Source organism: Micromonospora sp. H33 (genome assembly GCF_052068455.1).
Taxonomy (GTDB): Bacteria; Actinomycetota; Actinomycetes; order Mycobacteriales; family Micromonosporaceae; genus Micromonospora.
Genome location: NZ_JBQHDE010000002.1, coordinates 517,517 through 530,757, shown reverse-complemented (window position 1 = coordinate 530,757; position 13,241 = coordinate 517,517). Strand labels below are relative to the sequence as shown.

The following is a 13,241-nucleotide window of genomic DNA, read 5'->3' as shown; positions in this document are numbered from 1 at the left end:
CGTTCCTCTCCAAGATCTCGCGGTGGAACGAGCGGGGACTACCGGCTCGGAGCGGCGACCGGCTCGGGGGTGGCGTCGGCGGGGTGCGGCACCGGGCCGGCCGGGTGGGCGGCGACGAGGGCGGCTGCGGCGACCGCCCGGGCGCGGCGGGCGCGCAGCAGGGCCCGGACGGCGAACCCGAGCGCGGCGACCCAGCCGGCGACCAGCAGCGCGTACACGGCCGGCCGGGCCCCGCCACCGAGGTCGGCGGCGCGCATCAGCGTGCGGGCGTTGGTCAGCACGATCACCCCGCCGATCGCCGCGCCGAGCAGTTGGGCGGGCACGATGCGGACCAGCCAGGCGGCCAGCGGGGCGGCGATCAGGCCGCCGACCAGCAGGGCGGCCACCATCGGCAGCAGGAAGCCCTCGGAGCCGAGGCCGAGGAGGAACCCGACGCTGGCCGCGCCGGCGACCAGGAACTCGGCGGTGTCGACCGAGCCGATCACCTTGCGGGGCTCCATCCGGCCGCTGACCAGCAGGGCGGGCGTGGCGACCGGCCCCCAGCCCCCGCCGCCGGTGGCGTCGACGAAGCCGGCGGCCAGGCCGAGCGGGCCGAGGAAGCGCCCGCGCAGCCGGCCGGCGCGCCGCTCGGTGCGCAGCGGCCGGGAGAAGCGCACCAGCAGGTACGCGCCGAGCGTGAACAGGATCGCCGCCATCCAGGGCGCGGCGGCCTCGGTGGAGATGGCGCTGAGGAAGGTCGCGCCGGCGAACGCCCCGAGCGCGCCCGGCACGGCGATGCGGCCGACCACGCGCCAGTCGACGTTGCCGAACCGCCAGTGCGCCACGCCCGCGGCGAGCGTCGTGCCCATCTCGGCGAGGTGCACCGACGCCGAGGCGGCGGCCGGCGCGACGCCGGCGAGCAGCAGCAGCGTCGAGGAGGTGAGCCCGTACGCCATGCCGAGCGCGCCGTCGACGAGCTGCGCGGCCAGCCCGACGAGCGCGAGGACGAGCAGCTTGCGCACGGCACCTCCCGAGTTTTTGGGTATCTCCTATCGACTTGGTCGACAATGCGGGATGGGCGGTGCCCGGGTCAAGCCCCTGTTCGATCAGTGGGACGTCGGTCAGGTCCAGGCGGCCGGGTCGGCGGCGAGTTCGGTGACGCGCGGCGGGAGCGTGCCGCCGGCGACGTCGGCGACGGTCACCAGGTCGAGGATCTGCCGTTCGCTGGCCCGCAGGGCGATCCACACGTCCTGCAGGGCTCGCGCCGGCCCGTGGTAGCCGAGGTCCTCGGGCCGCTGCCCCCGTACGTGCGCGAGCGGCCCGTCGATCACCCGGATCACCTCGGCGAGGGAGATCTCGTCCGCCGGCCGGGCCAGCCAGTAGCCGCCCTCCGGGCCCCGCTGGGCGTGCACGATCCCGCCCCGGCGCAGTTGCAGCAGGATGCTCTCCAGGAACTTCGGCGGGATGTCCTGGGCGCGGGCGATCTGGTCGGCGGTCACCGGCCGGCCCCGCCCGGCGGTGGAGCCGCCGGTCACCGAGGCGAGCTCGGCGACCGCGCGGAGGGCGTAGTCGACCCGGGCGGAGAGACGCATGCCGGACAGGCTATCCGGCCGGTCACCCCGCCCGGCGGATCACCCCTCGGCCGATCGGCAGGGGGCGGCCGGTGACGGCCGGATCGCGGTCAGGCGCCGACCCGGCGCAGCAGGCCCTCCTGAACGGCGCTGGCGATCTGCCGCCCGCCGCGGGTGAACATCCGGCCGGTCGCCAGCCCCCGCGCGCCGGACGCCGACGGGCTCCAGCAGTCGTAGAGGAACCACTCGTCGGCGCGGAACGGCCGGTGGAACCACAGCGCGTGGTCCAGGCTCGCGCCCACCACGCCGCCGGGACCCCAGACCTCGCCGTGCACCGACAGCACGGAGTCCAGCAGGGTCAGGTCGGAGGCGTACGTCAGCGCGCACGCGTGCAGCAGCGGGTCGTCGGGCAGCTTGCCGTCGATGCGCATCCACACCCGTTGGTGCGGCTCGGCCGGGCGGTCACCGGGACGGACCCAGCCCGGCTCGCCGACGTAGCGGACGTCAATGGGGCGCGGGATCTGCGCCCAGATGCCGAGCCGCTCCGGGTAGCGGGCGAGCCGGTCGCTCATGGTCGGCACCTCGTCCGGCCCCGGCACGTCCGGTGGGCCCGGCGCCTGGTGGTCCAGCCCCTCCTCCACCCGCTGGAAGGACGCGGACATGAAGAAGATCGGCTTGTCGTGCTGGAGCGCGACCGCGCGGCGGACCGAGAACGAGCGGCCGTCGCGGATGTTCTCCACCTGGTACTCGATCGGCTCGACCGGGTCACCGGGGCGTACGAAGTAGCCGTGCAGGGAGTGCACGAAACGCTCCGGGTCGACGGTGCGGCCGGCGGCGACGAGGGCCTGGCCGGCGACCTGCCCCCCGTACACCCGCTGCGGACCGACCGGCGGGCTCATCCCCCGGAAGGCCATCTCGCCGGTGGGCGTGAGGTCCAGGACCTCCAGCAACTGGTCGACGGCGGCCTGGCCGACCGCGATCTCCGCCGCGCTCACTGCAGCGCCCGCGCGGACGCGGCGTCGACGAGCGACCCCAGCTGGTGTACGCGCAGCGTGTTGGTCGAGCCGGGGGTGCCGGGCGGGCTGCCGGCGACGATCACGACGTACTCGCCGGGATTGGCCCGGCCCAGGCCCAGCAGGGCCTCGTCGACCTGCCGGAACATGTCGTCGGTGTGTTCGACGAACGGCATCAGGAACGTCTCCACGCCCCAGGACAACGCGAGCTGGTTGCGCACCTCGGGCACCGGGGTGAACGCGAGCAGCGGCAGGTCGCAGTGCAGCCGGGACAGGCGGCGGACGGTGTCGCCGGTCTGCGAGAACGCCACCAGGGCCTTGGCGCTGATGGCCCGGGCGATCGACGAGGCGGCGACGGTGAGCGCGCCGCCGTGCGTACGCGGGTCGTGCTGGAGCCGGGGCACGCCGATCGAGCCGGACTCGGTGGTGGTGACGATCTTGGCCATGGTGCTGACGGCCAGCACCGGGTACCTGCCGACGCTGGTCTCGCCGGAGAGCATCACCGCGTCCGCGCCGTCGAGGACGGCGTTCGCCACGTCGGAGGCCTCGGCGCGGGTGGGCCGGGAATTCTCGATCATCGAGTCGAGCATCTGGGTGGCCACGATGACCGGCTTGGCGTTCTCCCGGCAGAGCTGCACCGCGCGCTTCTGCACCAGCGGGACGTGGTCGAGCGGGAGCTCCACGCCGAGGTCGCCCCGGGCCACCATGACACCGTCGAAGGCCAGCACGATCGCCTCGAGGTGGTCCACCGCCTCGGGCTTCTCGACCTTCGCCAGCACCGGCCGGTGCACACCCTCCTCGGCCATGATGGCGTGGACCAGCTTGATGTCGTCGGCGGAGCGGACGAAGGAGAGCGCGATCAGGTCGACGCCGAGGCCGAGGGCGAACCGCAGGTCCTCGGAGTCCTTGTCGGACAGCGCGGGGACGCTGACCGCCACGTTCGGCAGTGACACGCCCTTGTTGTTGGAGACCGGGCCGCCCTCGGTGACCAGGACGCGGATGTCGTTGCCCGTGACGTCGGTGACCTCGACCGCGACCCGGCCGTCGTCGATCAGCAGCCGGTCGCCGGGCTTCACCTCCTGCGGCAGCTTCTTGTAGGTGCAGGAGACCCGCTCCTTGGTGCCGACGACGTCGTCACTCGTGATGACGACGGAGTCGCCGGTGCGCCACTCGTGGGGGCCGTCGGCGAAGCGGCCGAGCCGGATCTTCGGGCCCTGCAGGTCGGCCAGGACCGCCACCGGACGGCCGGCCGCGTCGGCCGCCTCCCGCACGAGCCGGTAGACGGCCTCGTGGTCGGCGTGGCTGCCGTGACTGAAGTTGAGTCTCGCCACGTTCATGCCGGCCTCGACGAGGCCGCGGATGCGCTCGGGCGAGGAGGTGGCGGGACCAAGTGTGCAGACGATCTTCGCGCGGCGTGTCACGCCCATCAGGCTAGTCTCTCCTCCGGGCCGGACTGCGGGCCGACCCCTGTCGCACTGCAAACAAGTTCGTCCGACGACGCGCGGGTGCGCGGCCGGCGGTGGGACTGCCCGCCGGGGACGTCGTGACGGCGGGCATCGGCGACCGCGCGCCCGGAATCGTACCGTCCGGTGTCAGCCGGGCCGGAAGGCGCGGGTGCACGGCGCCGGGGCGACCGACGAACGCTCATGGAGTCTGCTCAGCTCTGCGTCTTGGCCAGCGGGAACTCCAGCGAACCGGCCGGGCAGTAGAAGCTCATCACATCCACCTTGTAGAGGCCGGCCTGCACGGCCGGGTCGGCCTCCATCACGCTGCGGACGTCGTCCACCGAGCCGGTGCGGGCCAGGCCGAACCCGAGCGGCGGGTCCGGCTCGCGGGCGGGCCCGTCCACCGCCCCCGCGACCAGGATGATGCCGCGCCGTTGCAGGGCCTGCATGTGCGCGAGGTGCTCGGCCTGGAGCCGCTGCACGGTCTCCGCCGGCAGCGCCCGCCCGGACGGGCCGGGATAGAGCACGATGCACTCGTACGTGTCGAGCGCGAAGTCGACCTCCGGCATCCCCGTCATGGCGTTCTCCTCCCGCCCGTCGCGCCGGCGGCGCCGGCCGGCACGCGCACAGCGTCCCACGCGCCGGGGGCCGGTACGGCCAACTTCGTCGGCAATCCCGGCCGCGCAGCCGCCGCGAGGAGAACCGGTCAGCCGCCCTCGACGTTGCCGCGGCCCGGCGGTGGGCCAGTTCCTCGGGGCGAGCCGGTCCAGGCCCCCGGTGCGCCCGGTCGGGGCCGGGCCGAGCAGCGGACCCGGGGACAACGATCGGGCCATTTCCGCTGAGTAATCGGATCACTACCGTATGGAGGATCTTCATGTTCCAGCGGGGGTGAGGGTCCAGGATGAACGGGTTCGACTACGTCATCGTCGGGGCGGGAGCGGCCGGCTGTGTTGTCGCCAACCGGCTCAGCGAGGACCCGGGCACCCGGGTGCTGCTGATCGAGGCCGGCGGGTGGGACGGCAGCCCCCTGGTTCGCGTCCCCAAGGGCTTCGCCCCGCTCATGGACGACCCGCGCCGGGCCTGGCACTACCCCGCGAGCGCCGCCCCGGGGCGCCCGGAGACGTGGCAGCGCGGGCGGATGATCGGCGGCTCCACCTCCGTCAACGGCATGGTGTACGCGCGCGGCGGCCCGGCCGACTGGGACGACCTGGAACGCCGGGGCAACCCGGGCTGGGGCTGGTCGACCATGCTGGCGATCTTCAGGCTGCTGGAGGACAACCCGCTCGGCGCCTCGCCGGTGCGAGGCGCCGGCGGGCCGCTGCGGCTGTCCTCCGTCACCGGCACCGACCAGCTGTGCGAAGAGATGATCGAAGCCGCGGGCACCCTCGGCTGGCGCCGCGTCGACGACGTGAACGCCGACGACGGGGAGCGGATCGGCTACACCATGGCGACCATCCGCGACGGCCGGCGGGTGAGCGCCGCCGACGCGTTCCTGCACCCGGTCCGGGACCGCCCGAACCTGACCGTCGCGGTGGACACCCGTGTGCTGCGGGTGCTGGTCCGCGACGGTCGCGCGGTCGGCGTTGGGGTCGAGTCGGGCGGGCGGCGGCACGAGCACCTGGCCACCGCCGAGGTGATCTTGGCCGCCGGCGCCCTCGCCAGCCCGCAGTTGTTGCAGGTCTCCGGGATCGGGCCGGCCGACACCCTGCGCGCCGCCGGCGTGGACGTGCTTGTCGACCAGCCGCGGGTCGGCGCCGGCCTGCGGGAGCACCGGCCGATGGTGCTCCAGTACCGGCTCGCCGGTCCCGGAGGCTACAACCGGCGGCTCGGCAGCCCGCTCGGGCAGGCCGCGGCGGCGCTGCGCTACCTGGCCACCCGCCGGGGGCCGCTCGCGCTGCCGGTCCACGACGTCGTGGCGTACGTCAAGTCCCGGCCGGAGCTGGACCGGCCGGACGCGTCCCTGCTGATGGCGCCCTTCTCCGCCGCGCCCCACCAGCCGGGCCGGGCATTGGAACTGGAGCGCGAGCCGGGGCTGATGTGCCTGGGCACGGTCGCCCGGCCGGACAGCGAGGGCCGGCTGGCCATCACGACGGCCGACCCGCGGACGCCACCGGAGATCGTGGCGAACTACTTCACCACCGCCCACGACCGGGCCGTCGCGGTGGACCTCTTCCGGCGGATGCGGGACCTCTTCGCCACCGCCCCGATCGCCGGGCGGATCGCCGCGGAAACCCTGCCCGGGCCGGCGGCACGGACCGACGAGGAGATCGTCGAGGCGGCGGTGACACACGGCTACTGCGGCTACCACGCCGTCGGCACCTGCGCGATGGGCCCGGACGACGGGTCCGTGGTGGACCCGCAGCTACGGGTCCGCGGTGTGGCCGGGCTGCGGGTGGTCGACGCGTCCGTGCTGCCGGTGCTGGTTGCCGGCTTCCTCAACGGGCCGGTCACGGCGCTGGCGTGGCGGGCCGCCGACCTCATCCTCGGCCGGGCCACCGGCTGAGCCGACGCCGACCGGCGGTCGCCACCGCGGGGTGGCGACCGCCGGCCCCGGGCCGCGCGGCGGCGCCCGGAGCGCGTCGCGTGTCAGAGGGCGAAGCAGTTCGGCCTGATGCGCTCGTCGCGCAGCGCCTGCCGGATCACCGTGTACGTGGTGCCGTCGAGCGCGAGCCCGAGGTGCCCGACCAGCCGCAGCGGGCACCACGCCTGGATCAGCGCGTTGGTGGCCCCGTCGGCCAGCGCGGCGTTGTCCACCGGCCGGACCAGCTCGTCCTGCCAGGTGCGGACCGTGGTGTAGCGGACCGCGCCGGGGGTGTCGTCGCCGGCGTTGAGGTCGGCGACGAAGTCCGAGCCGATGGTCATCTGCTGGCAGGAGACGACGCCGGCGCAACTGCCCAGCCCGATGAAGGTGAGGATGTTCGCCACGTACGTCCCCTGCTCCGGGGTGCCGAGGCTGACGTACCGGCCGACGGTGCCGGTGCCGTTCAGCCGCTTCAGGTAGTAGCGGGCCACCAGGCCGCCCTGCGAGTGCGCCACGACGTCCACCTTCGCCGCACCGGTGACGGCGCGGACCTGGTCGACGTACCCGGCGAAGGCGCGGGCGGAGGTGGGGATGTCGCCGAAGCCGAGCCCCGGCAGTTCGTAGGTGAACGGACGGAAACCGTCGCCACGCAGGCGGGCGGCGAGCGGCTCGTAGACCAGGGCGAAGCCGCTGAGGCCACCGACGATGATCACCGGGTTGGCACTGGCATCGGCGCGTTCCGCGGCGTCCTCGGCGGCCGGAACGGCGGCGGGTTCGGACGCCGCCGAGGCGGTCGGGGCGGTCGGGACAGGTGCCGCGGCGGCGGTCGCGGCCGGGACGGCGAGCGTCGCGGCGAGAACGGCCGCGAGCACGGTGGCGGTCTTTCGGAGCAGCATGGCTGCACCTCCGGGGTGGTGGTGGGTGCGGTGTCCGATCGACCGGTGCGACGATGATGGGGCCATTAATTCAGGCTCGTCAATGCTAAGTTACGCTCCGGTAACCGTTTGTTCCATCAAAGGTGCATTCCGGCATTCCGGATGCCGTCCGTCTACAAGGGAGTGTCGTACGGTCCGCGAGGCGTTGCGCGGCAACGATGTCGGCGCGCTCCCCCACCCGCTGGCGCGTCGATGGCATGCTGGGGGCCGTGACCTCACCCCCCGACGAGCGGCTGCGGGTGATGCCGTGGTGGCTGGTGCTGGTCGGGCTGCTGCTCGCCGTCGCCCTCGGCTGGTGGGTGCTGGACTGGCTGCTCGGCGAGGCCGACCGGGCCACCCAGCCGGACACCCGCGCCACCCTGCGGGTCGACGCGATCCGCACCGGGCTGACCGTGGTGGCCGGCACCGGCGGCGGCCTCGCGCTGCTGCTCGCCGCCCGCCGGCAGTGGATCAGCGAACGCGCGCAGCGCCACCAGGAGGCCGTCGCGGCCCAGGACCAGACGCACCGCGAACGCGTCCAGGCGCACACCGAGGCCGTCGCCGAGGCGGCGCAGCGGCAGCAGGAACGGCAGGCCGCGGCGGCCGAGCACGACGCCGCCGAGCGCCGGCTCACCGAGCTGTACACCCGGGCCGTCGAGCTGCTCGGCAGCGACAACGCCGCCGTCCGCCTCGGCGGCCTGCACGCGCTGGAGCGGCTCGGTCAGGACAATCCGGGGCAGCGGCCGACGATCGTGGCCGTGCTCTGCGCGTACCTCCGGATGCCGGGCGCCAACGACTCGCGCGAGACCGAGGTACGGCGCACGGCCCAGCGGGTGCTCACCCGGCACCTGCGCGCGGACGGCGACCACTTCTGGCCCGGGGTCAGCCTCGACCTGACCGGCGCCCGGCTGGACGGGTTCGACGCCGCCGGCTGCACCCTGGTCGACGCCGACCTCACCGGGGCGGTCTGCACCGGCACCACCCGCTTCACCGGCGCGGACGTACGCGGACGGCTGTCGCTGGGGGCGACGTTCGACGAACTGTTGCTCGACGGGGTCACCGGCGACGCGGAGATCGTGCTCGACGGAGCCGACAGCACCGGGACCAGCTTCGACCGGGCCGACCTCGGGGGCACGCTGTCCTGCCGGGGCGCCACGTTCGCGCGGGTGACGTTCCGGGGCACGACGTTCCACCAACCGGCCACCTTCGACACCGCCCGGTTCACCGACAGCGCCACTTTCCGGGATGCGGTGTTCCTCGGCGGCCTGTCGATGGAGCACGTGGTGTTCGGCGGGTACGCCGGCTTCCGCCAGGCCCGCTTCGCCGACCTGGCGCTGTTCCGCTTCGCCGAGTTCGACGGCGAGGCGTGGTTCGAGCAGGCCCGCTTCGAGAGCAAGGCCAGCTTCGGGCGGGCCCGCTTCCACGGCCCGGTCACCTTCGACGGCGCGACGTTCGCCCGCCGCCCCGGCTTCGACCAGGCCCGCGCCACCACGACGGCGTCCCACGTCTGGCCCGACCGGACGCAGGTGCACCCGGTCGACGACGACTGGCTGCTGCTGACCGACCAGTGACGCGGCGGCGCGCCGGCCGCAAAATCTTGGAAGGAAGCGGCCCCTGGGCTGAATCCGTCTCGGCGACCGGCCCGTGGTTCGACCCGCGTCAGGCCGGGCGGACGGCCAGCGCCGTGGCGACGAGCTGGCCCCGGTCCACGCGCTCCGGGTCGACCAGCACAGTCACGGCGACACCCGGTTCGGCCAGCCAGAACGCCTGGTCATCGGCGACCGCACCCGGGCTCGTGCCGTGGGCGAAGTCGGCCGGCGTCCACGAGGCCGGATCCCGCTCCTGGTATTCGGCGAGGAAGTCCCGCAGCGCGGCGAGATCGGTGAGCCGCTCGCCGCGCAGGACGTGCACTCGCAGGTCCACGCGGTGGCCGTCGGGCACCTGCCGCTCCCAGACGCGGCTGGCGACGCGGACGTCCTCCCACTCGCTGGCGAAGTCCGACACCTCCGCACCGACCCCGGCGGGCACGTGCCCGATGTGAAAGCCGTCGAGCACACCACCATCCCGCGCCACCACTCGCCTCCCTACGCCGGTGAGCGTCCAGCGTAGACAGATCTTGGAAGATTCCGGCCCCTGGAAGGGCCGGAATCTTCCAAGATCTGCCGGCCGCGTCTCAGAACACCGTGCGGAAGAGCAGCAGGTAGCCGCAGTAGGCCAGCGGGAGCGCCAGGAAGCAGACCAGGATGCCCAGCACCGGATAGCGGGCCGGCGTCCCGGCGACCATCGCCGGCCGACCCCAGCGGCCGAGCACCAGCCAGCCGGCGATCAGCGACACGGCAGGCAGCCCGGCGCACATCCAGGCGTACAAAGTGCCGAGGTCGACCACCCCGACGCCGGACGCGAGCACCATGACCAGCATGAGGACCACGCCGACGCCGGCACAGCCCAGGTACACGGCGAACGCCCGGGCCACCGGCGACCAGGCCGGCAGCAGCGGGGGCCGCTGAGCCAGCAGCTCGGCCTGCTGCCCGTACCGGTCGGCCTCGTCGGCGTAGCGCCGCGCCAGCTCCAGCTCCGCCGCCGGGTCCGCCTCCCCCGCACGCGGCCCCGGCACCCCGGCCGCCGCCGGCACCGCCAGCGCCGTCTCGCCACCTTGGGGGTACGCCTCGACACCCGGCCGCCCCGGCGCGGCGGCTGCGCCGCCGGCCATCCCCGCCCCCGATCCGTGGTGCGTACCCGGCTGCCCGGCCGACGGCGGAGCCGGAGGCGGCGGACCGGCCGGTGACCGCGGCCCGGCCGGCGCCGATGACGGCGGGCCGGCGGGCGCCGATGACGGCGGGCCGGCGCCCGGCGGTGGGGGCGGCCCGGCGGGCGCCGATGACGGCCGGTCGGCGCCCGGCGGTGGGGGCGGCCCGGCGGGCGGCGAGGGTGCCCCGACGTGCGGTGGCGCCGGCGGACCGGCGGCGGGGGTCGCGGCGCCGATCGCGCGGCCGAGGTGGTCGAGGCGCTGCCCCTGGGCGGTGAGCCGGTGCTGGAGGGAGTCGACGGCGGCGTGCAGGTTGCGCCGGCGCTCGGCCTCCACGGCGGCGCCCTGCTCACCGGCCCGGCGCTGCTCGGCGAGCAGCCGGGCCAGCGCGGCGTAGTCGGCGAAGGTGGCCACGCTCAGCCCTCCCCGTCGTCGTCGGCGGGCTGGCCGTCCCGGGCGAACGGCACGATCAGCCGGGTGCGGTGGTCGTGCCGGTCGACCAGCAGCGCCCGGTCGGCGCGGGGCTGGTAGCTCAGGTCGGGCACGCCCAGGTGCAGCCCGAGGTCGGCACCGGGCACGTTCAGGGCGACCAGGCAGGCCACGTCGTCGCGGTTGTGCGTGCCGCCGAGGTCGTCGGCGAGCCTGCGCAGCCCCCGCCACCAGCCGAGCAGATGCACTCCCTGCCCGGGGCCCTGCCGGAGCAGCTGCCGCAGGTCGTCGTGGCCGCTGCGGAAGGTCTCCGGATCGGCGGCGCCGAGCACGGTCGTGGCGGCGTCCATCCCGAACACGACGAGGTAGGTGCGGCCGGCGCGGTTCCCCCCAGGCGCGCCGTCCACGGCAGCGGCCGGGGGGCCGGCGGGCCGGCCCGGGGGCGCGCCGCCGGCGGCCGGCGACGCAGCGGGAGATGCCGCCAGCTCGGCGATCCGGTCCCGCACCGCTCGGGCGTCGAGACGCTCGACCCGGTGACCGGCGGTGGCCAGCGCGGCGGCGGTGTCGTCCACGGCCGGGGCGGCGGCGGTGACCAGCGGGGCGAGCAGGAAGAGCGCTTCGCCGGGGGCGTGCTGGCGGGCCAGGCTGAGGGTGGCCGCGCGCAGCACCTCGGCGCCGGCGGCGGAGGTGCCCACGACCGCCAGGTGCCGGCCCGGGGTGGCGTCCATCAGGAACAGCGCGGACGTCCCGTCCACGTCGACCGTGCGGCCGACCAGGGCGAGGGGGCGGCGGCCACCCGGACGCAGGCCGGTGAAGGTGGGGTCGTCCTCCAGCCGTGCGGTGTCGTACCCCTTGAAGACGGACGGGGGGCGCGCGCCGGCCGGGCGGGCCTCCCACAGGTCGTGGCGCAGCCGGGCCAGGTCGGCGGCGGCCGCGTGGGCGTCGGGGAAGCGCACGACGGTGTCGGCGCCGGACGCGCCGGCGGCGGTGTTGAGCACGGCGGAGCCGACCGGCAGGGTGGCGGCGGAGTCGTTCAGCGGGTCCAGCACGCCGCCTCCGCCGGGCAGTGCCACACGGAGGGCGAACTGCCCGAAGATCGCCTCCGCGCGTCCGTAGAGCGCCTCGATGCCCGTCGTGCTCTGGCTGGCGAGCACGAGGTGGACGCCGTACGAGCGGCCCTTGCGGGCCAGTTCCTCCAGCAGGTCGACCGACTCGCGGGCGAGCGGGTCGTTGCCGGCGAACAGCACGTGGAACTCGTCGACCACCGCGACGATGCGCGGCAGCGGCGCCTCCCGGGGCAGGTCGGCGAGCTTGGTGACGCCGTGCCGCTTGAACGCGGTGGCCCGGCGGTGCAGTTCCCGGCGCAGCTCGCGGAGCACCGCGACGCCGTACTCCCGGTCGGATTCGATGCCGACCGCCCGCGCGTGCGGCAGCCAGGACGGGTCCCGGCCGGTGGGGACGAACTCGGTGAAGCTCACCCCCTCCTTGAAGTCGAGCAGGTAGAGCTGCAGCTCGGCCGGGGAGTAGCGGGCAGCCAGTCCGTAGAGGACGTCGAGCAGGAAGACGGTCTTGCCGGCGCCGGTGCGGCCGCCGACCAGCCAGTGCGGGGTGGCGTCGTCGAACGCGACGGTGACCGGATCGCGGCCGGCCCGGCCGATGACGGTGCGCAGCCCGGTGGCCGAGGACTCCGCCCAGCGCCGCTCGGGCAGGAGATCCGTGAAGCGCAGCGCCGCGCCCTGTCGGACGGCGGCGCCCAGATGCCCGGCGAGGGCGGCCACGGACGCGGCCGGCGGGTCGCCGTCGAGGCGTACCGGGGCGGCCAGGCCGGTGCCGTCGGCGCTGAACGGCTCCCCGGGCGGGTCGCCCACGTGGGCGTGCTCCCCGGTCAGCCGGACGGTCGTGGTCGCGCCGAGGGCCGGTGCCCCGGCGCTCCCGGCGAGCAGGACGCACACCGCGGCGGCCGGGCCGGCGTGGGTGAGCGCGGCGAGGCGGGCGGCCTCCCGGGGTGGCGGCAGGGAGGCGGCGACCACGAGCAGCAGCTCCTGGTCCGCCCGGTCGGCGGTACGGGCCGCGCGGGCGTGCGCCTCGGCGGCGTCGAGCACGCCGCCGGCCTCGGCCTCGGTCGTCGCGGGCGGGTCGAGCACGCCGGCGTCGACGAGCGGGCGCAGCGGCCCGAAGGTGGCGCCGAGCGCGGCGGTGTCGAGGCCGGTGACCCGGACCCCGCCGGGCGGGGCGGTGGCGAGCAGGCGGAGCACGACGGCGCGCAGCAGCGCGGCGACCCGGGGGTCGCGGGCGTCGGTGTCGACCGCGAGGTGGTGGCCGCTGCCCAGTGGGACGACGACCGGGAAGGCGCCGCCGGCCGTGGCGGCGTCGCCGAGGCGGACCGGCACCGGGCCGGTCGCGAGCGGGGTGGCGCCGGGGGTGGGCGTGGCCAGCGCGTCGCCGAGCTGGGCGAGGCGGGCGAGCAGGTCGGCGGCAGCCGCAGGGGCGGCCGGGGCCGGGGCCGCGCCGAGGGCCCGGCGGGCGGTGTCGAGGTGCGCGCGGGCCGCGCGGTGGGCCGCGACCGCCTGACCGTAAGCCGACGCGAGCCTGCCCACCCTCGTTGCCGCTCCCGTCACCTCGC

At 75.6% G+C, this 13,241-nt stretch carries 11 protein-coding genes; 2 read left to right on the top strand and 9 right to left on the bottom strand.

Annotated features, from left to right (window positions below; translation table 11 throughout):
* Positions 1-38: 38 nt before the first annotated feature.
* The 5 genes from ACTMS0_RS08025 to ACTMS0_RS08005 all read right to left on the bottom strand — a co-directional run bounded on the left by ACTMS0_RS08025 (position 39) and on the right by ACTMS0_RS08005 (position 4,586).
* Complete coding sequence (locus tag ACTMS0_RS08025) at positions 39-1,001, bottom strand: sulfite exporter TauE/SafE family protein (RefSeq protein ID WP_441154460.1); 963 nt, start codon at positions 999-1,001, stop codon at positions 39-41.
* A 99-nt stretch (positions 1,002-1,100) separates the two neighbouring features.
* Positions 1,101-1,571: an RrF2 family transcriptional regulator gene (locus ACTMS0_RS08020; protein WP_441154459.1), complete on the bottom strand. Its 471-nt coding sequence runs from the start codon at positions 1,569-1,571 to the stop codon at positions 1,101-1,103.
* A gap of 89 nt (positions 1,572-1,660) precedes the next feature.
* Complete coding sequence (locus ACTMS0_RS08015; protein ID WP_441154687.1) at positions 1,661-2,530, bottom strand: acyl-CoA thioesterase; 870 nt, start codon at positions 2,528-2,530, stop codon at positions 1,661-1,663.
* 11 nt (positions 2,531-2,541) lie between these two features.
* Positions 2,542-3,990, bottom strand: a complete 1,449-nt coding sequence (gene pyk / locus ACTMS0_RS08010) for a pyruvate kinase (protein ID WP_441154458.1) — start codon at positions 3,988-3,990, stop codon at positions 2,542-2,544.
* Between the two features lie 230 nt (positions 3,991-4,220).
* On the bottom strand, positions 4,221-4,586 hold the full coding sequence (locus ACTMS0_RS08005) for a YciI family protein (RefSeq protein ID WP_441154457.1): 366 nt from the start codon (positions 4,584-4,586) through the stop codon (positions 4,221-4,223).
* Between the two features lie 323 nt (positions 4,587-4,909).
* On the opposite strand from ACTMS0_RS08005, the gene ACTMS0_RS08000 reads away from it, so the two are divergent.
* Positions 4,910-6,511 carry a GMC family oxidoreductase gene (locus ACTMS0_RS08000; RefSeq protein ID WP_441154456.1) on the top strand — a complete coding sequence of 534 codons (1,602 nt, stop codon included), beginning with the start codon at positions 4,910-4,912 and terminating at the stop codon, positions 6,509-6,511.
* Positions 6,512-6,594: 83 nt separating this feature from the next.
* Here the strand turns inward: ACTMS0_RS08000 and ACTMS0_RS07995 are convergent, their stop codons facing one another.
* Complete coding sequence (locus tag ACTMS0_RS07995) at positions 6,595-7,425, bottom strand: esterase/lipase family protein (RefSeq protein ID WP_441154455.1); 831 nt, start codon at positions 7,423-7,425, stop codon at positions 6,595-6,597.
* 248 nt (positions 7,426-7,673) lie between these two features.
* Between ACTMS0_RS07995 and ACTMS0_RS07990 the strand changes: the two genes are divergently transcribed.
* Positions 7,674-9,014 (top strand): pentapeptide repeat-containing protein, encoded by a 1,341-nt coding sequence (locus tag ACTMS0_RS07990; protein ID WP_441154454.1) that lies wholly within the window; start codon positions 7,674-7,676, stop codon positions 9,012-9,014.
* An 88-nt stretch (positions 9,015-9,102) separates the two neighbouring features.
* Here ACTMS0_RS07990 and ACTMS0_RS07985 read toward each other — a convergent pair whose 3' ends face one another.
* The 3 genes from ACTMS0_RS07985 to ACTMS0_RS07975 form a co-directional block, all read right to left on the bottom strand.
* Positions 9,103-9,516, bottom strand: coding sequence for a hypothetical protein (locus ACTMS0_RS07985; protein WP_441154453.1), 414 nt, complete (start codon positions 9,514-9,516; stop codon positions 9,103-9,105).
* 100 nt (positions 9,517-9,616) lie between these two features.
* Positions 9,617-10,603, bottom strand: coding sequence for a hypothetical protein (locus ACTMS0_RS07980; RefSeq protein WP_441154452.1), 987 nt, complete (start codon positions 10,601-10,603; stop codon positions 9,617-9,619).
* 2 nt (positions 10,604-10,605) lie between these two features.
* Positions 10,606-13,215: an FtsK/SpoIIIE domain-containing protein gene (locus ACTMS0_RS07975; RefSeq protein WP_441154451.1), complete on the bottom strand. Its 2,610-nt coding sequence runs from the start codon at positions 13,213-13,215 to the stop codon at positions 10,606-10,608.
* Positions 13,216-13,241 lie beyond the last annotated feature (26 nt).